This is a genomic window from Pseudohaemophilus paraphrohaemolyticus (assembly GCF_003253115.1).
Lineage (GTDB): Bacteria > Pseudomonadota > Gammaproteobacteria > Enterobacterales > Pasteurellaceae > Haemophilus_A > Haemophilus_A paraphrohaemolyticus_A.
Genome location: NZ_QEQF01000007.1, coordinates 21,148 through 38,971 on the forward strand (window position 1 = coordinate 21,148; position 17,824 = coordinate 38,971).

Here is a 17,824-nt window from a genome sequence, read left to right on the forward strand (position 1 = left end):
TTGATATATAAATGTTTAATAAAGTAGCGAATAAAGCTGTCGTCTAAATTTCGGCACAATCGGATCATTTCCTAATGCAGATAAAATCGCTAAAAATTGCGTTTTTAATTCGCCATTAGCAACTGAAAGCTCGGATTTTAACCAATCAAACAACAACGTTAATGCTTCTTCATTTTTGCCCGCTTGATGCAATTGGTTCGCCAGTTTAATCGCAACTTCAGGCCTTTTATTGCTTACATAATCAGCTTGAAGTTGTTGTAATTCTGGCGATTCAGCAGCTTGCTCTAATAATTCAATTTGCGACTGTAAACCGTGCCAACGGCTATCCCTATCTTGAATAGGAATCACTTTTAAGATTTCTTTTGCCTCTTCCACTTTTTTCATCACGATATAGGTTTCAGCATAAAGCAGGGCGAAATCGCTGTTTTTCTTATCCGATAATTCCCATGCAGATTTTAAAAGTGGTAAGGCTTCCGCATAGCGCTCGTCCTGCAATAATTCTAAGGCTTGATTGAATTTTAAATCTTGCTCTTTCGGTAAAATATTAGCTAAACGAATGCGTAATTCTTGCTCGCTTACCGCACCTTGAATCATATCGACAGGCTGCCCATCGGCAAACAGATACATCGTTGGGATAGCTTGAATACGAAACTGCATTGCCAACTCACGCTGCTCATCGCAATTTACCGTTGCCAATAAAAACTGCTTCGGATGCTCATCGGCAAGGTGGCGAAGGAGTGAATCCATCTCAATAGATGCCATTTCACGCGGTGAGACAAAGTTAAACACTACAGGCATTTGCGAGGCTGCCGACCAAACTTCGCTAAAATTACTTTCGTTTACGTTAATGATGTAGTCCATAAAATTTTTCTTTTGCTGTTGAAGAATGCTCAACATATAGGGGTATTAATATGTCGTTTCAATAGGCAAGCCCGCATGCACCCAGCCGTCAAAACCGCCTTTTACGCTATATACTTGCTCAAAGCCCTGCTCGACTAAAAACTGAGCGGTATTACGACTACTCACGCCATGATAACACATAATAATCAACGGCTCGTCATAATCGACTTCATCTAACAAATGTCCGTAACTTTCATTGGTTAAATGAAAAGCATCTTGAGCGTGACTATAAGCGTAACGATGGGCATCGCGAATATCGCAAAGCGTACCGCCTTCATTTTCAACTAATTCAAATGCCTGTTCTGGCGTAATTTCTGTAAAGGTTTCCATTTTATCCTCGAAATAAAAGATTGTTGAAATATACCACAAAATGAGGGTAAGAATTCCTATTATTTCAAGTTGAATTTCCGAAAATTTTGCATATAATTAAGAACCATTTTCAACTGCAACAAAATCCCCTTTATATTTTAAGGATTGAGGAACTTATGGATCAACTATTTCAATTTCTACAAAACTACATCGACTATATCATTTTAGGCTTATTATCATTGATGAGTGTTGTGCTGGTTTGGAAAATCATCGAACGCATTATGTTTTACAAAGGCTTAGATGTGAAGATCTACCAAACTCAAGAGGAACTCGAAATTGACCTCACAACCAATCTCACTACCATTTCAACCATCGGTGCAAACGCACCTTATATCGGTTTATTAGGTACGGTAATCGGTATTCTTCTTACCTTCTACGAATTGGGGCACGCAGGCGGAGACATTGATGCAGCTTCAATAATGGTGCATTTATCACTCGCATTAAAAGCAACTGCTGCGGGTATTTTAGTTGCAATCCCTGCGATGATGTTCTACAGCGGTTTCAACCGTAAAGTAGATGAAAACAAATTAAAATGGCAAGCATTACACGCTCGTAAAGCAGCTTAATAAGCGGTCAAAAAATTTACGAGGTTTACCATGAAAAAATTTGATGAAATTAACATCATTCCTTTCATTGATATTATGTTGGTGTTGCTGGCCATTGTGTTGGTTACCGCTTCATTTATCTCACAAGGAAAAATTCAGGTTAATGTGCCGAAAGCAAGTACTACGCAAACTGTAAAAGCGGATGATTTAGCGAAACTGGTGACCATTACTGCTGAGAACCAATTCTTCTTTAATGACCGGCCTGTAAATACCGAACAGCTAAAAAATGAAATCGGCACTTGGGCGAAAGACCAAAAAGTCACTCTAAAAGTGGATGGTGCAGTGCGTTTTGATAAATTCGTCGAGCTTACGGATTTATTAGCTGCGAGCGAAATTAAAAATGTTGCAATTATGACCCGTAAGGATAACGGCAAGTAGGGTGGTATGAATAAACGAAATTCTCGCATCGGCTTGGCAGGTTCTATCGTCTTTCATACTGTAATCGTCAGTGCGATTTTAATTGCAACTAAGCAAACCGTGCTTAGTGATCAGATTGATGATATGCAAGAAGTCAGTAGCATTTCAATGGAAATGTTAGCGGGTGTGGCTGAACAACCACAAGTTGCCGTTGCTCCAGATGTAGATGAAACAGCGAAAGAAGAAGAGGCAAAGCCTGAAGAAAAGGCAGAGGAAAAAATAGAAGAGCCGAAGCCAGACCCCATCACAGAGCCTGAGCCGATTAAAAAAGTGGTGAAAAAAGAGAAACCCAAAGAGCCACCAAAACCAAAAGAACCACCAAAAGAGAAGCCGAAAAAAGTCGAAAAACCTGTTAAAGCATTGGAAAAAGGCAAAGAAGTTAAACAAGGCATTGTGGCAAAAGCCCAACCTAATATCCCTCAAAGCCAAATACCAAAAGAAGGTGTTGTGAATGGTAGCCAAAATGGAAAAGGGAATGTAGGCTCCTCCAAAGGTACTGAAAATGGCAATGCAGCGAAAGGGAATGACAGTGGTGTAGGTAATGGAGCAGCGGCTTCAGGCACTGAAATTAATGCTTACAAATCTGCTTTACAGCGAGCTTTACAACGTCAAGCAAATAATGCTTACCCAATGCGTGAACGAATGATGCGAAAAATGGGCACGGTAACACTCAGTTTTACCGTTTCTCCAGTGGGACAATTAACAAACGTAAGTGTGGTTAGCTCATCAGGTAATAGCAACTTAGATGCTGCCGCAGTTAAAGCCGCACAATCGACGAAAACATCACCGCCGCCAGCAGGTTTCCCAAATCACGTGACGGTACCAGTAAAATTCTCGATTGAGTAATCATTCATCATTGTGAGCTTAAGTGCTATCATCAAGCGGTGACATTTTGCAAAAACTTGCAGAATCTCACCGCTTAGTTTTACATATTCATTTAAGGAAAAACAAATGGCAGATCCACATATCAAATCTCCGATGGATTTTTGGGATTATCTTACCGTAATTATTTACCGCTCAGGCTTTGTGCTAGCGATGCTTGCCGTCTTATTACTGCCTTATCAATCAGACTTTGCACTAAAAGGCTTGTTGCTTGCAGGCACAATGCTTGGTTCATCTTTGCATTTGTACCTCAAACAATTTCGCCTAATTTTCCAATTTGCGGTATGGATAGGGTTACTTTGCTTTATCTTCGGTGTGCCAATACTCGCATTGGGGGCAATGCTACTGGTTGTTGGCGGGTTGAGTTATAAAGAGTATTTCTGCTTTCGTGTTTTTGGATTAAATTTTCAACCGATTTTTGTTGCCGTGCTTTGGTTTGCTTTTGTCTTTGAGCAACTTGTACTCGTTCAAATTTTCTCAGTGATTATTAGCATCCTGTTACTCATCCTCTCCATTCAAAAATGGCGAATGCCATTGTATTTTGATATTGGAGATAAAACGAAATATCAGGTTTAAATAAAAAAACCTTAGCATCTCAATTTTTTACGCTAGGGGGTTTATATTTTAAGCATTCGCCAAAATCACTGCACGTTTTGGTGCGGGTAAACCTTCAATAGTCTTGCTGTGGTCGGTTGGATCTAAGAAATCGATCAAACTCTCATTTTCAAGCCAATCTGTTCTTCGTTGTTCTTCAAGCGTGGTAACAGCTTGATCGACACATCTTACATTTTTAAACCCCACTTTTTCCAACCAGTTAATTAAGCACGGTACGGACGGAATGAAATAAACGTTTTTCATTTTCGCATAGCGGTCGGCAGGCACAAGGCAAGTGTTCATATCGCCATCAATGACCAGCGTTTCTAGTACCAATTCTCCACCTTTGACCAGTTGGGCTTTGAGCTGTGAAAGATGATCAAGCGGCGATTTACGATGATACAACACGCCCATTGAAAATACCGTATCAAAGGCAGCAAGTGGTTGCATTTGTTCAATACCAAGTGGAATCAAATTCGCACGGCGATCATTACCAAGCAATTTCCGTACGACTTCAAATTGGCAAAGGAACAGCTCAGTTGGGTCAATTCCCACCACCATTTTTGCTCCTTCGCCCACCATTCGCCACATATGATAACCACTGCCACAACCTACATCTAAAATTGTACGGTCTTTTAATGGTGCTAGATGAGGTAATACACGTTCCCATTTAAAGTCAGAACGCCATTCCGTATCAATATGAATACCGTGCAGGTGATACGGACCTTTTCGCCATGGCATCAGCTGTTTTAAGTGATGGGTAATGCGTTGGGTTTCACCTGCTGAAAGCGGTTCGGTTGGAATGGATTCCACTTTATCTTTCAGGTTAATGCAAGCGGTTGAATTTGGCATAAAATCGACAATTTTTGCCCATTTGGCATAGTCACCGTGGGGGGGGGGTTCCCACACTTTGAGCTGTGCGGGAAGGGTTTCAAGCCACGCAGAGAGGTTTGAGGTGGCAATTTGTTTATAAAAAGGACGGAAGTCTATCATATAGAATCAAGCGTAAAAAAGAATAAAGCATTTTAACAAACTTTGTTAGAAAAGCTAAAAAAATTACCGCTTGTAAGTAAGTTCTGGGAAGAAATGACGTTAAGGCGTGATAAGTTATTGCACCTAATAAAAATTAGGTGAAAAAGATACCTTTTTCACCTATCTCATATTGATATACATTTTTTTGAACAAAATTTATCCCTCTTTAGGATAAAGCACTTCAGCATTAATCCAATTCACCCAAGTGTTTTCCAATAATGGAATTAAGGGGGTGCTATCTTCAACTACGGTATTTAAGGCAGATAATACCTCTTCTAAAGACGATGGTTGTTCTTGTATATAACTTAATAGCCAAAAGTCAAGTTCAGATAAGCGTTGTTGCAGAATATTAAAATCGCTATCCCGCCATATAACAGCTTGCGTAGGGTTTTCATCAAATTGTTTAAAATCGCTTGATAAAAAATTGACTTCATAGCTTTTTAAATAAGCGGCATCAGATAACTGCATTACGCTATGCTTATCCCACTCAAATTTTTCAGGTACTTTTGCTAAAGAAACTTCTGCAAGTAATTGTGTATTTTCAAAATCCATCAACGCCAGTATATTGGCATCAAAACTCTCTTTTTCTTGGCAAAATAAGAGAAATTCTCCAGCAATATCTTGAAAATAAGGCGAATGTGATTTTCCTGTTAATACAAACGCTTCTTTTGTCTGAGACCAACTCTCTGCAGAAACGTGTTTAGGTGCTTCAACAAAACAACGGTCAATAAAACCAAAGATGTTATTTCGAACTAAGCGAGCATAAACAGCGAGGCGATTCGGAGCATAACCATTTAGAGGTTGAGCATGAGCCAATCGAACGGCTGTGGCAAGTGCTTTTTGTGTTTCAATAAGCGAAGGTTTAGGCTGCATAGGATATTACCTCTTTTTGAGCATATTTTTGCTGTAGTTGTGCAATATGTTCAACTTCAGCATAAAGTTCTGCAAATGGAGGGAAGTTGAAATCACGCTCTAATAATGTTGGCGGAATGACGGGTAGTCGTTGATAGGCATATTCTAATAAATCCCACACAGTACCTTTTACTGCCTCACCGTGCGTATCAATTAATAATTCTGGTAAATGGCGATATGCCCCTTTTATTTTATTAAATGATTCTCCTTCTAAATCCTCCACAACTTGTGCCGCAGAATGTTCTTCATCATGTCCTGCAATATGAATGTAATTAACACGTTTTACATCTACTTGATCTAAAAAAACATAAGGATCAAGTAAACCGTGATTGACGCCATTTACATAAATATTATTTACATCTAAATGAATACCACAATCTGCTTCTTGTGCAATAGCATTCAAAAATTCTACTTCATTCATTGTGCTGGTGGGAGAGTGTAAATAATAAGAGGTGTTTTCTAATGAAATTTGTAATTCTAAAAAATCTTGCACATAGCGGATTCTCTGTGCTACGTGTTTTACAGCTTCTTCTGTAAATGGCATAGGTAATAAATCATATAAATGCCCTTCACATTCACAATAACTCAAATGTTCAGAAAAAAATGTTGAATTATATTGAGTCATTAATGCTTTAGTATTTTTTAATAACTCGCGATCAAGTGGTGCTTGCCCGCCTAATGAAAGTGATAGTCCGTGTACCGCAAGTGGATATCTTTCAGCAGCCTGATCAAATTTATAACGAGCAGCTCCCCCCATTTTTACCCAATTTTCTGGAGCAACTTCCATAAACTGAATCGCATTATTTGATGATAAATTCAAAAAATCATCTGCTAAATCTCGGCGATATCCTAACCCTGCACCTTGTAACATAATTATTTACTCCTTTTAATACAACACTGGCGTAAATTTACACCAGTGTTATGTATGGCATTTAGATTTAAATATGATTATTTAGAACCGCATTTACCCTCACCACATTTACCTTCTGCAGCTTTTGGTTGGCTCGCACCGCATTTACCTTCACCACATTTACCTTCTGCGGCTTTCATTTCGTTTGCACCACATTTGCCTTCTCCGCATTTACCTTCTGCAGCTTTTGTTTTCACACATTTATCACCCACACAAGGTGTTGTAGCTTTATCTGTACTGCTTGATTTTGACTCAGCATGTGCAACAGTAGCTACTGTCATTGTTAAGGCTCCTGCTAATGCGGCTAAAGTGGATAATTTTTTCATTTAAGTCTCCTAGAGTTTGAAATTGAATATATAGTTAGAGGAATTTCAACCAGCTTTTAGTTGGATAAACCTTCTTAATAAGCGTGTCTAAAGAGAGTTTCCCTGCTCCCTGCGTAATTAAGATTAATAAAGTTACCACATAAATTAAAGGTAATTTATAACCGTTATCACAAACGTTATAACCTGAATCAGCGTGAATACTATACCACGCAACAGAGATTAAAATCGTTAAACCTAATGCACTAAAACGAGTTAGTACCCCGAATATTAGCAAGAAGGGGAGAATTAATTCTGACCCCATTGCAACGTGCCAATTAATATCAGCAGGAATAAGATTAAACGGAAAAGGAAAACGATCTTGTATTTCAGTAAACCAATTTTGACCATTCCATTTTTCTAACCCTGCCTCTAAAAACTCCCACGCAAGAAAAAGGCGTAAAATCAATAAACTCACGCCGCTACTGATATCTTGCATCTTACAATTTTTCATCTTTTTCCTCTTATTGATTACCTATTTTATGAAATTATTTAGTTCATTATGCTAGGAAATGTTTCCCAGTTATTCTATTAGTCGGAGATAAGCCTTTTTTCTTACACTTTTTTTCAAAAAATCGAAAATATTATTTTTTGCAAAAATGCAGATAACATTAAGGGCAAAGATTCTAATGATCTTCGCCCTTTTATCTTTTAATAATTAACGTGTAATTGGAGTGATTTTTGCACGTTGTAATTTACGGTAAGCATCCAATAGTTTTTGGTGAGCAGGCATATTTTCCAGCGTTTCGTCTGAAGCGGTTAAGCCATAAAAAGGATTACCACCATTTGCAGAATTCCACGCAAATTCAACCGCTTGTTTACCGTACATTTTTTCAAACACGGCACGATATTGTTCTGGTTCGCGGCTTTCATCTAAGAATAATTCGATGGTTTGAATTAAGCAGCGGTAGTAGTTGTTGCGTTCTGCAGTGAAGACGGAAGCGTTCATATTTGCCGTCCAGTTCGCCCAGTCTAATGCTTGTTCTAAATTGCCCAATGCCAAATGAAGCATAGATTTCAGCTCGCCAATTCGTAAGGTTTGCATTGCAGAACCTTTCTCGGCAACGATACCGATAAATTCACGCACGCGAGTTAAATCATCAATGCCTTGCTCGTCTAACTCGTCCAATAATTCTTGGTACGTTTCCGCATCGTGATGGAAATGCGGCAGATCTAACAGAATTTCTCGCCAATCCATCCCCATATTGTTGTTGGCGTAAATTAAGTCATCGCTTGGATAGATGTTCGACATACCAGGAGCAAGGATACGGCAAGCGTAAACGCCTAAATGCTCGTAATCCATAATGTAAACTGGCTGTTCGTATTTGTTGAAGATTGCCATTAAATTATGGAATTCTTGCTCGGTTGTGCCTGAGAAATCCCAATGCACGAATGGATAATCCGCCTCACGTTGGAAAAGATCCCACGAAATCAGACCGCTTGAGTCAATGAAATGGGTTTCAAGGTTAGCGTGATCAGCAACATCTTCATTATTGAAAGAAGGTGGTGAGAATACGTCTAAATCTTTCAGGCTACGACCTTGTAAAAGCTCAGTTACGGTGCGCTCGAATGCTACTTGGAAATTCGGATGTGCTCCGAAAGAGGCAAAGCAGGTGCCGTTTTGCGGGTTAAGCAAAATTACGCAAATCACAGGGAACTCACCGCCTAATGAGGCATCGTAGCAAAGAATAGGGAAGCCTTCTTGCTCTAATTTTTCAATGGAGGCTTTGATGGTTGGATAGCCGTCGATCACCGATTGAGGAATTTCAGGCAAACTGATCGCTTCTGCGATAATGCGGTTTTTTACAAAACGCTCGAACACCTCAGATAAGCCTTGCACACGGGCTTCGTTTTTGGTGTTACCTGCCGACATTCCGTTTGAGACGAACAAGTTGCCGATAATACTTTGCGGAATATAAACCGTTTGGTTGTCCGATTGGCGAACGTAAGGTAGGGTAACAATCCCACGGTCGTAGTTGCCCGATTGTAAATCTACCAATAATTCAGGGGTAAGTTCGCCGTTCGGGTCAAAGTATTCCCATAAGAAATTGTCCATCATCTCCATCGGTGGCACGGCTTCATCTTCAATCGGGAACCATTTTTCAGACGGGTAATGTACGAAATCGCCATTCGCCATCTCTTGCCCTAAATAGAAATCCGCCCAGAAATAGTTGGTCGATAAACGCTCGAAATACTCGCCTAACGCCGAAGCCAATGCTGCTTTTTTGCTTGCTCCTTTACCGTTAGAGAAACATTGCGGGCAGTCCGCATCACGAATATGCACTGACCAGACGTTTGGCACAGGATTTAACCAAGAGGCTTCTTCAATATTAAAGCCAAGCGTTTTTAATTTGTGTTGGAAGGTTGAGATGCTCTCTTCAAGGGCTGCATCTTTCCCTGTAATAAAAGTTTGTTCAGACATAAATTACCTTATCAAAGGTCGTTAAAATCGGGCTATTCTATCAAATTTCACAAGAAATAAGTAAAAAAATTGTGAAATCAAACCGCTTACTACAATATTTAAAAAGGTACAATTAAATGGCACGCCCTAAAGGATTCGAACCTTTGACCCACGCCTTAGAAGGGCGTTGCTCTATCCAGCTGAGCTAAGGGCGCGTTGTTAAGATAATTATTTTAAGAAAGGATTTCTGAAATTAAAAAAAGAATGGTCGGCGAGATAGGATTTGAACCTACGACCCACTGGTCCCAAACCAGTTGCGCTACCAAGCTGCGCTACTCGCCGATAAGTGCGGTTTATTATAGAGAGATGGTTTTTCTTGTCAAATAAAAATCACTATATTTCTACTAAATGATTGAGTTTTATCCGTTTCTTAAAATTTACTTATCAAAAAGCCTTTTTTTTGAGAAAATGGCAAACGTTTTCGTATCATCATTGCTATCTCATTTAAGGAGAGTTTATGACAGCCCGAATCATTTCAGGTACTGAATTATCTAAAAATATCAAAGCTAATATTGCGACAAAAATTGCAGGACATATTGCTCAAGGAAAGCGTGCGCCAGGTTTAGCCGTGATCTTAGTGGGGGCTGATCCTGCTTCACAAGTTTATGTTGGCAGTAAACGCCGTAGTTGTGAAGAAATTGGCATCTTTTCTAAATCTTACGATCTACCTGAAACAACATCTGAATCTGAACTACTCTCTTTAATTGATGAACTTAATCACGATGAGGCTATTGATGGTATCTTAGTTCAGCTACCTTTACCGAAGCAGATTGATTCCACCAAAGTTATTGAAGCAATTGCACCACATAAAGATGTAGATGGTTTTCATCCTTATAACGTAGGTCGTTTATGCCAACGTATTCCAATTTTACGCTCTTGCACTCCGTATGGCGTGATGAAATTGCTTGAGACCACAGGTGTAAATTTATATGGCAAACATGCCGTGATCGTAGGTGCTTCGAATATCGTAGGGCGTCCAATGGCATTAGAATTATTGCTAGGTGGTTGTACTGTTACTGTAACTCATCGCTTTACCCGAGATTTAGAAAGCCACGTTCGCCAAGCAGATATTTTGGTTGTCGCAGTGGGTAAACCTGAGTTTATCTCAGGTGAATGGATAAAAGAAGGTGCGATTGTGATTGATGTAGGGATTAACCGTGGAGTAGACGGCAAATTAAAAGGTGATGTTGATTTTGCAGTCGCTGCTGAACGAGCGGATTTCATTACTCCAGTGCCAGGTGGCGTTGGTCCAATGACGGTAGCTATGTTAATGCAAAATACTTTGCAAGCGTATGAACAACATATAGTGAATGCATAATTTTTGAGAGCCTAATATTGAAATAGTATTAGGCTTTTTTATTTCCATCTCAAGCGGTTAATTTTTACAGCGCTTTTGCAAAGTGTTAAACTTGCTGCAATTAAATTTCAAGGAATAACAAAATGAGTGGTGCTGAATTATTGGTCAATGTGACTCCAAGTGAAACTCGGGTAGCATTGGTCGAAAACGGGATTTTAAAAGAGCTTCATATTGAGCGTGAGGCAAAACGTGGGATTGTCGGCAATATTTACAAAGGGCGAGTGACTCGTGTATTACCAGGGATGCAATCGGCTTTTGTGGATATTGGTTTAGAAAAAGCTGCGTTTTTACACGCTTCTGATATTGTTTCGCACACCGAATGTGTGGACGAAAATGAAAAAAAACAATTTGTGGTAAAAAACATCAGCGAATTAGTACGTGAAGGGCAAGATATTGTGGTGCAAGTCGTAAAAGATCCGCTTGGCACAAAAGGGGCTCGCTTAACTACTGATATTACCTTGCCTTCTCGCTATTTGGTCTTTATGCCTGAAAATAGCCACGTAGGCGTTTCGCAACGTATTGAAAGCGAAGCAGAACGAAACCGTTTAAAAGCTCTTGTCGAGCCCTATTGCGATGAATTAGGCGGCTTTATTGTTCGCACAGCAGCAGAAGATGTAAAGGAAGAAAGCCTTGAGCAAGATGCCGCTTTTTTAAAACGTTTATGGCGAAAAGTGTTAGAGCGTAAAGGAAAATACCCGACTAAATCAATGCTTTATGGTGAGTTGGCATTAGCGCAACGCGTATTGCGAGATTTTGTTGGCACACATATTTGCTCGATTAAAATCGACTCTAAAACTACCTACGAGCAAGTAAAAGAATTCTTATCAGAATTTATGCCCGAGCTCACAGACAGCGTCAGTCTTTATTCTGGCACGCAAACGTTGTTCGATGCGTATGGCGTTGAAGAAGCCATTCAACGTGCCTTAGATAAACGAGTGAATCTGAAATCAGGTGGCTATTTAATCATTGAGCAGACTGAAGCGATGACTACGATAGACATCAACACGGGTGCTTTCGTTGGTTCACGTAATTTGGCTCATACCATTTTCAATACGAACATTGAAGCCACGCAAGCTATTGCTCATCAACTGCAATTACGCAATTTAGGAGGCATCATCATTATCGACTTTATTGATATGCAAGATGAAGAGCATCGTAAACGCGTGTTGGAATCACTTGAGATGGCATTAAAAGGCGACCGTGTGAAAACTAACGTAAATGGTTTTACTCAGCTTGGCTTAGTGGAAATGACCCGTAAACGCACTCGTGAAAGCCTTGAACACATTCTCTGCTGCGATTGCCCAGCTTGTAAAGGGCGAGGCACAATTAAAACCGTAGAAACCGTATGTTACGAAATTCTGCGTGAAGTTGTCCGCGTGCATCATTTATTTAACACCGATAAAGTGCGAATTTATGCCTCTAAAGAAGTATCGGAATATTTAATCAACGAAGAAAGCCACGCTTCCCTAGCTGAACTTGAAGCCTTTATTGGCAAGAAAGTCGAGGTCAAATTAGAGCCTTATTACCATCAAGAGCAGTTTGATGTGGTGGTAATGTAAAGTTACAAGCGGTTAAATTTCGCAAAACTTTTGCTAATTTCGACCGCTTGCTTCCTACCAAATACCTGCAAAATCCGCTATAATTCGAGCGTTTTTTTCCAATTTCAACCCAAATTAAAGGTAATAAAATGTCTGAAGTAGAAAATATAGAATTAGATCTGAATGGTGAGATGATTGCTCGCCGTGAAAAATTAGCCCAATTGCGTGAACGTGGTAATCCGTTCCCGAATACGTTCCGTCGTGAAGATAAGGCGGCGGATTTACACGCAAAATACAACGATGTAGATGGCGAAGAGTTAAAAGAAAAAGCGATTCCAGCGGTAGTTGCGGGGCGTGTAATGTTACGCCGTGTAATGGGTAAGGCAACTTTTATTACCATTCAAGATGTGAGTGGTCAGATTCAGCTTTATGTGGCACGCGATAATTTACCTGAAGGTGAATACCAAAGCACAGTAGGCTTATTGGATTTAGGTGATATCATCGGCGTAAAAGGTACACTGTTCAAAACTAAAACAGGTGAATTAACCGTGCGTGCCAGCGAATTACAGCTTTTAACCAAATCCCTTCGTCCACTGCCAAACAAACACAAAGGCTTAACTGACCAAGAAATTCGTTACCGCCAACGTTATTTAGATTTAATCGCGAACGAAGAGTCTCGTCGTGCGTTTATTATTCGTTCAAAAGTGGTATCTGGCATTCGCCAATTCTTCTTAGATAAAGACTTTATCGAAGTGGAAACCCCAATGTTGCAAGTGATTCCAGGCGGTGCGGCAGCAAAACCATTTATTACGCACCACAATGCATTAGACGTGGATATGTATTTGCGTATTGCGCCAGAACTTTATTTAAAACGTTTAGTGGTGGGCGGTTTTGAGCGTGTGTTCGAATTAAACCGTAACTTCCGTAATGAAGGCGTTTCTGTGCGTCATAACCCAGAATTTACGATGATCGAATACTATCAGGCGTATGCGGATTATCACGATTTAATGGACAATACCGAAGAATTATTACGCAAATTAGCGATTGATATTCTTGGCACAACTACCGTACCTTACGGCGAATATACCTTTGATTTCGGCAAACCATTCGAACGTATTACGATGCACGATGCGATTGTAAAATACGGCAACGGCATTGAACGCGAAGATTTAGACAATTTCGAAAAATCAGTGGAAATTGCGAAAGGTTTAGGCATTGAAATCCAAAAATCTTGGGGTTTAGGGTCTGTAGTCAATGCGATTTTTGAAGAAGTAGCAGAACATCAATTGATTCAACCAACCTTCTTAATGGCGCACCCTGCGGAAATTTCACCGCTTGCACGCCGTAATGATGAGAACCCAGAAGTAACCGACCGTTTCGAATTATTCATCGGCGGACGCGAAATCGGTAACGGCTTCTCAGAGTTAAACGATGCGGAAGACCAAGCAGAACGTTTCCACGCACAAGTGGCTGCGAAAGAAGCAGGAGATGATGAAGCGATGTTCTTTGATGACGACTTCGTAGTTGCCCTTGAACACGGTTTACCACCAACAGCGGGCGAAGGCTTAGGAATTGACCGTTTAGCGATGATTTTCGCTAACGCACCATCAATTCGTGATGTGATTTTATTCCCTGCAATGCGTCAGAAATAAGATAGGTTAAAAAGTAAAAAAGGCATAATCTGTTGGGATTATGTTTTTTTGGTCTACTATGCCAAAGCCTTCTATCCTATATGCCATAAAAAATGCTTTTACTATTCAGTAAAAGCATTTTTCTTATCTACTCGTACTCTTCAATCCACTTCAACAAAATTGCTTCAAGGATTGATTCATTTGAGCCTTCAGGATCATCATCAAACTCTTCGAGTTCGCAGATCCATTCGTGCATATCGGTAAAACGCACGGTCACAGGGTTTAAATCAGGATTGCGGTCGTACAACGCCCACGCAATATCTTGTACATCAGTCCATTTCATTAGTGAGCAGCCTCGTTTGCGTGGTTAAGGTTATATTTTGGAATTTCGACCACTAAGTCTTCATCACCAATCACACATTGGCAGCTTAGACGGCTTTCCATTTCTAAGCCCCAAGCCTTATCCAACATATCTTCTTCTTGGTCTGAGCTTTCGTTTAAAGAATCAAACCCTTCACGAATCACTACGTGGCAAGTCGTACAAGCACAAGAACCATCACAGGCGTGGTGGATTTCCACGCCCGCATTGTGTGCCACTTCTAATAAATTATCGCCTTCATTGGCTTCAACAACCATACCCTCTGGGCAAAATTCTTCGTGGGGAAGAAAAACTACTTTTGGCATACTATCCTCTTTTAAATAATCTCATCAACGGCTTTGCCCGCTAATGCTTTTTGAATTGATAAATTCATTCGTTTTGCTGCGAATGCTTGGGTGGCATGGTCAAGGTCTTTAATCCCTTGAGCAATTGCCGTTCTATCTGAACCCTGTTTTAAGTCGATTAGCTTTTGAATTTCCACTTCGATCTCTTTAAATTCTTCAACAGAAAGCACTTCTGAGCCATCTTCTTGGAGAGCTGAAATTACTGTATCAATCACGCGATCGGCTTCTACACGTTGCTCGGCTAGCTGTCGAGCTTCCATATCTTCTTTGGCATTTGCCATTGAAGACTTGATCATCTGGGTCACTTCTTCATCGGTTAAGCCGTAAGATGGCTTGATCTGAATCGAAGCCTGTACTTTGGTCGATTTTTCCATCGCTGTTACGCTTAACAAACCGTCCGCATCCACTTGATAAGTCACGCGAATGGTTGCAGCCCCTGCCACCATCGGCGGAATGCCACGCAGAGTAAAACGACCAAGTGAACGGCAATCTTCCACCAATTCACGCTCACCTTGTAGAACGTGAACAGACATCGCGGTTTGTCCATCTTTCGCAGTGGTAAACTCTTGCGCACGTGCTACAGGGATGGTGGTATTGCGTGGAATAATTTTCTCCACCAAACCGCCCATCGTTTCAATACCAAGCGAAAGCGGCACAACGTCTAACAATAACATATCCGCATCAGGCTTATTGCCGACCAAAATATCCGCCTGAATGGCTGCACCAAGAGCAACCACTTTATCTGGGTCAATCGAGGTTAATGGCGTTTTACCGAAAAATTCTCCTACTTGTTCCCGCACAAATGGTACGCGGGTTGAACCGCCGACCATCACCACTTCACGGATCTCTTCGCCTTCCACTCCTGCATCTTTTAATGCTCGGCGGCAGGTCATGAGCGAACGTTTGACAAGCGGTTGAATTAGCTCATTAAATTGCGAACGGCTAACTGTGCCAGTCCAATTTGCAAATTTCGCTTCAGTTTCGACCGCTTGTGAAAGGGCAATTTTGGTTTGGGTTGCCAGAGTTAATAGTTCACGTTGTTCATTCGCATTTTGTGGTTGCACGTCTGCTTGTTCAGCAATCCAGTTTGCTAATAAGAGGTCGAAGTCATCGCCACCTAATGCAGTGTCGCCGCCCGTTGCCAACACTTCAAACACACCACGGCTTAAGCGTAAAATCGAAATATCAAAGGTGCCACCGCCTAAATCGTAAACCGCAATAATGCCTTCTTGCCCGCTATCTAAACCGTAAGCAATCGCTGCTGCGGTTGGTTCGTTTAATAAACGCAATACATTCAAACCTGCTAAACGTGCTGCATCTTTGGTGCTTTGACGTTGAGCATCATCAAAATAAGCAGGCACGGTAATGACCACGCCCGACAATTCACCCGCCAAGCGTTGTTCCGCAAAACGATTTAAGTGAGCCAGAATATCTGCCGACACTTCCACCGGGCTTTTATTGCCTTGTTTGGTTTGGATTAACGGTAAGCCGTTATCGCTTGCCACAAATTGATACGGTAAATCTGGGTAGCGGGCCTGCACATCGGCAAGCGAACGCCCAATTAAGCGTTTGGCTGAAATCACAGTGTTTTGCGGATCAACGGCTGCAAAGTCGAAGCCTTCTACGCCCACAGTTTTCTCATTTTCAGCGTAATGCACCACCGACGGCACTAACGCCCTCTCTTTTTCATCTAACAACACGGCTGCAGTGCCACTTTGCACCGTTGCAACCAATGAATTCGTTGTCCCAAGGTCAATCCCCACTGCCAAGCGTGCTTGATGCGGTACGGCTGTTTGACCTGGTTCAGCGATTTGAAGTAATGCCATTATTATCTCTTCTCTATTTCTTGTTTTAGTTTAGGCTACCGAATAACCCATATTTTCAGGAGCAAATTCGCCTTGATAGTGGCGTTCCACCGGCACAGCAATTTTGCTTTCAAGTTCTAATACTTGATGACCTTGCAATTCTTTAATATCTGCCTGCCAATTTTCCCAACGTAAATCTTGGTAGAAATCATTTAAATCACCAGATAATGCCCAGCCTAAAAATTCAGAATAGCCTAAGTTCAATGGTTCCCACGCTTTCTTTTTCGGGTGGTAATAGTAAATTTGCCCGATGTTATCGCCTAAACCGCCTGCGTTAATCGCAAAATAACCACCAATTGCGTCATCTGCCACTAATAAATAGCTTGGTTGTTCTCCCGATTGTTTGAAGGTTTTGCCGAAGTTCCAATCAAATAAACCACGCGGTAATTTTTCGTTACCAGAGCCTAAAATGCGTAACCAACCGTGGTCGATTAACACGCCCCCTGTCTCATACACAATTGCACCAAGTGGTGAGCGGGTTGGTAGTTGCATTCCGACTAATGCCACTCCTGCATCTTCAGAATAACTGGCTAAAATTTCGTAGTGATTTTTCGCTTGAGTAAACCAATCGCGTAAAATCAACCAGGCCGAGTTTTTATCTAATAGTTCTTCTAGGGTTTTCATTGGTAAAATATCTCTAAAAATTGACCGCTTTTGTTCAAGTATTTAAGATATAGGAGAGTGTTGCACACACCCTTTTATATAATCTTAAATTATTGGGCATGCGTAACCCCCCCTACGTTAGATCGCAAAGAATTTCTCTTCTACTTTCTCAATCTGAATAATCAGCTTTTTAAAATAACGCAAACGATCGGTTAACGCATTCGCCTGTTGCCAATTTTTTTGATTCAGCGTTTCTTCTAATTCGGTTAATACTTTTTTCTGTTCGGCTTTGATCTGTTTTAAAAAATGGGTTAAAGCCTCTTCATCTTGTTTATGCTCAATGCCTTCAAGAGTTTCGTGCCATTCCATCTGTTGCATTAGGAATTCGACATCTCGCATACTTTTTTCTTCGAGATTTTTCTCTACACCCGTTTCAATTTTGATAATCTCTTCTGCACGCAAAATCGGATCTTTCAGCACATTTAATGCTTGGTTTACATCAGCCGATTTTTCAATTGCAATACGTTGCTCAGCAGCAGAACTGCTTGCGAAGTTATCTGGGTGAAGCTCTTTTTGTAGTTCTAAATAACGAGCAGAAAGAACTGCTTGGTCAATTTGAAACTGCACAGGCAAACCGAAAAGAGAAAAGGCGTTAGTCATTCT

The 17,824-nt window shown here is 40.8% G+C and carries 20 protein-coding genes and 2 tRNA genes; 7 read left to right on the forward strand and 15 right to left on the reverse strand.

The annotated features are described in order from the left end of the window. Positions 1-15: 15 nt before the first annotated feature. The gene (locus DPV92_RS07225) at positions 16-861 is read right to left on the reverse strand and encodes a co-chaperone YbbN (RefSeq protein ID WP_111354293.1); all 846 of its coding nucleotides are present in this window, start codon (positions 859-861) and stop codon (positions 16-18) included. A 45-nt stretch (positions 862-906) separates the two neighbouring features. Beyond that, positions 907-1,230 carry a thiosulfate sulfurtransferase GlpE gene (glpE, locus tag DPV92_RS07230; protein WP_111354294.1) on the reverse strand — a complete coding sequence of 108 codons (324 nt, stop codon included), beginning with the start codon at positions 1,228-1,230 and terminating at the stop codon, positions 907-909. A gap of 155 nt (positions 1,231-1,385) precedes the next feature. On the opposite strand from glpE, the gene exbB reads away from it, so the two are divergent. The 4 genes from exbB (at position 1,386) to DPV92_RS07250 (ending at position 3,749) form a co-directional block, all read left to right on the forward strand. After that, positions 1,386-1,835 carry a TonB-system energizer ExbB gene (exbB, locus tag DPV92_RS07235; protein WP_111354295.1) on the forward strand — a complete coding sequence of 150 codons (450 nt, stop codon included), beginning with the start codon at positions 1,386-1,388 and terminating at the stop codon, positions 1,833-1,835. A gap of 30 nt (positions 1,836-1,865) precedes the next feature. Continuing rightward, positions 1,866-2,252, forward strand: a complete 387-nt coding sequence (exbD, locus tag DPV92_RS07240) for a TonB system transport protein ExbD (protein WP_111354296.1) — start codon at positions 1,866-1,868, stop codon at positions 2,250-2,252. A 6-nt stretch (positions 2,253-2,258) separates the two neighbouring features. Continuing rightward, the gene (locus DPV92_RS07245) at positions 2,259-3,137 is read left to right on the forward strand and encodes an energy transducer TonB family protein (protein WP_111354297.1); all 879 of its coding nucleotides are present in this window, start codon (positions 2,259-2,261) and stop codon (positions 3,135-3,137) included. A gap of 105 nt (positions 3,138-3,242) precedes the next feature. Continuing rightward, on the forward strand, positions 3,243-3,749 hold the full coding sequence (locus DPV92_RS07250; protein ID WP_111354298.1) for a DUF2301 domain-containing membrane protein: 507 nt from the start codon (positions 3,243-3,245) through the stop codon (positions 3,747-3,749). 48 nt (positions 3,750-3,797) lie between these two features. On the opposite strand, the gene cmoB is transcribed toward DPV92_RS07250, so the two are convergent. From cmoB to DPV92_RS07290, 8 genes are all read right to left on the reverse strand, one after another. Further along, positions 3,798-4,760 (reverse strand): tRNA 5-methoxyuridine(34)/uridine 5-oxyacetic acid(34) synthase CmoB, encoded by a 963-nt coding sequence (gene cmoB / locus DPV92_RS07255; RefSeq protein ID WP_111354299.1) that lies wholly within the window; start codon positions 4,758-4,760, stop codon positions 3,798-3,800. A 195-nt stretch (positions 4,761-4,955) separates the two neighbouring features. After that, on the reverse strand, positions 4,956-5,672 hold the full coding sequence (locus DPV92_RS07260) for an HvfC family RiPP maturation protein (protein ID WP_111354300.1): 717 nt from the start codon (positions 5,670-5,672) through the stop codon (positions 4,956-4,958). Continuing rightward, a complete protein-coding gene (locus DPV92_RS07265) occupies positions 5,662-6,582 on the reverse strand; it encodes an HvfB family MNIO-type RiPP peptide maturase (protein ID WP_111354301.1) in 921 nt (306 codons plus the stop codon). The genes DPV92_RS07260 and DPV92_RS07265 overlap by 11 nt, the downstream gene beginning before the upstream one ends. A 77-nt stretch (positions 6,583-6,659) precedes the next feature. Then, positions 6,660-6,947, reverse strand: a complete 288-nt coding sequence (hvfA, locus tag DPV92_RS07270) for an oxazolone/thioamide-modified RiPP metallophore HvfA (protein ID WP_111354302.1) — start codon at positions 6,945-6,947, stop codon at positions 6,660-6,662. 34 nt (positions 6,948-6,981) lie between these two features. Continuing rightward, entirely contained in the window at positions 6,982-7,422 is a 441-nt protein-coding gene (locus DPV92_RS07275) for an HvfX family Cu-binding RiPP maturation protein (protein WP_111354374.1), read from the reverse strand. A gap of 219 nt (positions 7,423-7,641) precedes the next feature. Continuing rightward, positions 7,642-9,405, reverse strand: coding sequence for a 30S ribosomal protein S12 methylthiotransferase accessory factor YcaO (ycaO, locus tag DPV92_RS07280; protein ID WP_111354303.1), 1,764 nt, complete (start codon positions 9,403-9,405; stop codon positions 7,642-7,644). 117 nt (positions 9,406-9,522) lie between these two features. Further along, a tRNA-Arg gene (locus DPV92_RS07285) sits at positions 9,523-9,599 on the reverse strand. A gap of 50 nt (positions 9,600-9,649) precedes the next feature. Further along, positions 9,650-9,726: transfer RNA gene (locus tag DPV92_RS07290), tRNA-Pro, on the reverse strand. A 175-nt stretch (positions 9,727-9,901) separates the two neighbouring features. On the opposite strand from DPV92_RS07290, the gene folD reads away from it, so the two are divergent. The 3 genes from folD (at position 9,902) to lysS (ending at position 13,991) form a co-directional block, all read left to right on the forward strand. Further along, positions 9,902-10,762 (forward strand): bifunctional methylenetetrahydrofolate dehydrogenase/methenyltetrahydrofolate cyclohydrolase FolD, encoded by an 861-nt coding sequence (gene folD / locus DPV92_RS07295; RefSeq protein WP_111354304.1) that lies wholly within the window; start codon positions 9,902-9,904, stop codon positions 10,760-10,762. A 122-nt stretch (positions 10,763-10,884) separates the two neighbouring features. Then, the gene (gene rng, locus DPV92_RS07300; protein WP_111354305.1) at positions 10,885-12,360 is read left to right on the forward strand and encodes a ribonuclease G; all 1,476 of its coding nucleotides are present in this window, start codon (positions 10,885-10,887) and stop codon (positions 12,358-12,360) included. Positions 12,361-12,488: 128 nt separating this feature from the next. Beyond that, positions 12,489-13,991 (forward strand): lysine--tRNA ligase, encoded by a 1,503-nt coding sequence (gene lysS, locus DPV92_RS07305; protein WP_111354306.1) that lies wholly within the window; start codon positions 12,489-12,491, stop codon positions 13,989-13,991. Positions 13,992-14,118: 127 nt separating this feature from the next. Here the strand turns inward: lysS and iscX are convergent, their stop codons facing one another. The 5 genes from iscX to hscB form a co-directional block, all read right to left on the reverse strand. Beyond that, complete coding sequence (iscX, locus tag DPV92_RS07310) at positions 14,119-14,313, reverse strand: Fe-S cluster assembly protein IscX (RefSeq protein ID WP_111354307.1); 195 nt, start codon at positions 14,311-14,313, stop codon at positions 14,119-14,121. Beyond that, entirely contained in the window at positions 14,313-14,654 is a 342-nt protein-coding gene (gene fdx / locus DPV92_RS07315) for an ISC system 2Fe-2S type ferredoxin (protein ID WP_005706571.1), read from the reverse strand. Before fdx ends, iscX begins: the two co-directional genes overlap by 1 nt. 11 nt (positions 14,655-14,665) lie before the next feature. Then, entirely contained in the window at positions 14,666-16,519 is a 1,854-nt protein-coding gene (gene hscA / locus DPV92_RS07320; protein ID WP_111354308.1) for a Fe-S protein assembly chaperone HscA, read from the reverse strand. Between the two features lie 30 nt (positions 16,520-16,549). Further along, on the reverse strand, positions 16,550-17,182 hold the full coding sequence (locus DPV92_RS07325) for a DUF2625 family protein (protein ID WP_111354309.1): 633 nt from the start codon (positions 17,180-17,182) through the stop codon (positions 16,550-16,552). A 117-nt stretch (positions 17,183-17,299) separates the two neighbouring features. Beyond that, entirely contained in the window at positions 17,300-17,821 is a 522-nt protein-coding gene (gene hscB / locus DPV92_RS07330) for a Fe-S protein assembly co-chaperone HscB (RefSeq protein WP_111354310.1), read from the reverse strand. Positions 17,822-17,824 lie beyond the last annotated feature (3 nt).

Excerpts from the sequence above, each read along its gene's own strand:
- DPV92_RS07225 (WP_111354293.1), bottom strand. The coding sequence starts at position 861 with ATGGACTACATCATTAACGTAAACGAAAGTAATTTTAGCGAAGTTTGG.
- glpE (WP_111354294.1), bottom strand. The coding sequence starts at position 1,230 with ATGGAAACCTTTACAGAAATTACGCCAGAACAGGCATTTGAATTAGTT.
- exbB (WP_111354295.1), top strand. The coding sequence starts at position 1,386 with ATGGATCAACTATTTCAATTTCTACAAAACTACATCGACTATATCATT.
- exbD (WP_111354296.1), top strand. The coding sequence starts at position 1,866 with ATGAAAAAATTTGATGAAATTAACATCATTCCTTTCATTGATATTATG.
- DPV92_RS07245 (WP_111354297.1), top strand. The coding sequence starts at position 2,259 with ATGAATAAACGAAATTCTCGCATCGGCTTGGCAGGTTCTATCGTCTTT.
- DPV92_RS07250 (WP_111354298.1), top strand. The coding sequence starts at position 3,243 with ATGGCAGATCCACATATCAAATCTCCGATGGATTTTTGGGATTATCTT.
- cmoB (WP_111354299.1), bottom strand. The coding sequence starts at position 4,760 with ATGATAGACTTCCGTCCTTTTTATAAACAAATTGCCACCTCAAACCTC.
- DPV92_RS07260 (WP_111354300.1), bottom strand. The coding sequence starts at position 5,672 with ATGCAGCCTAAACCTTCGCTTATTGAAACACAAAAAGCACTTGCCACA.
- DPV92_RS07265 (WP_111354301.1), bottom strand. The coding sequence starts at position 6,582 with ATGTTACAAGGTGCAGGGTTAGGATATCGCCGAGATTTAGCAGATGAT.
- hvfA (WP_111354302.1), bottom strand. The coding sequence starts at position 6,947 with ATGAAAAAATTATCCACTTTAGCCGCATTAGCAGGAGCCTTAACAATG.
- DPV92_RS07275 (WP_111354374.1), bottom strand. The coding sequence starts at position 7,422 with ATGCAAGATATCAGTAGCGGCGTGAGTTTATTGATTTTACGCCTTTTT.
- ycaO (WP_111354303.1), bottom strand. The coding sequence starts at position 9,405 with ATGTCTGAACAAACTTTTATTACAGGGAAAGATGCAGCCCTTGAAGAG.
- folD (WP_111354304.1), top strand. The coding sequence starts at position 9,902 with ATGACAGCCCGAATCATTTCAGGTACTGAATTATCTAAAAATATCAAA.
- rng (WP_111354305.1), top strand. The coding sequence starts at position 10,885 with ATGAGTGGTGCTGAATTATTGGTCAATGTGACTCCAAGTGAAACTCGG.
- lysS (WP_111354306.1), top strand. The coding sequence starts at position 12,489 with ATGTCTGAAGTAGAAAATATAGAATTAGATCTGAATGGTGAGATGATT.
- iscX (WP_111354307.1), bottom strand. The coding sequence starts at position 14,313 with ATGAAATGGACTGATGTACAAGATATTGCGTGGGCGTTGTACGACCGC.
- fdx (WP_005706571.1), bottom strand. The coding sequence starts at position 14,654 with ATGCCAAAAGTAGTTTTTCTTCCCCACGAAGAATTTTGCCCAGAGGGT.
- hscA (WP_111354308.1), bottom strand. The coding sequence starts at position 16,519 with ATGGCATTACTTCAAATCGCTGAACCAGGTCAAACAGCCGTACCGCAT.
- DPV92_RS07325 (WP_111354309.1), bottom strand. The coding sequence starts at position 17,182 with ATGAAAACCCTAGAAGAACTATTAGATAAAAACTCGGCCTGGTTGATT.
- hscB (WP_111354310.1), bottom strand. The coding sequence starts at position 17,821 with ATGACTAACGCCTTTTCTCTTTTCGGTTTGCCTGTGCAGTTTCAAATT.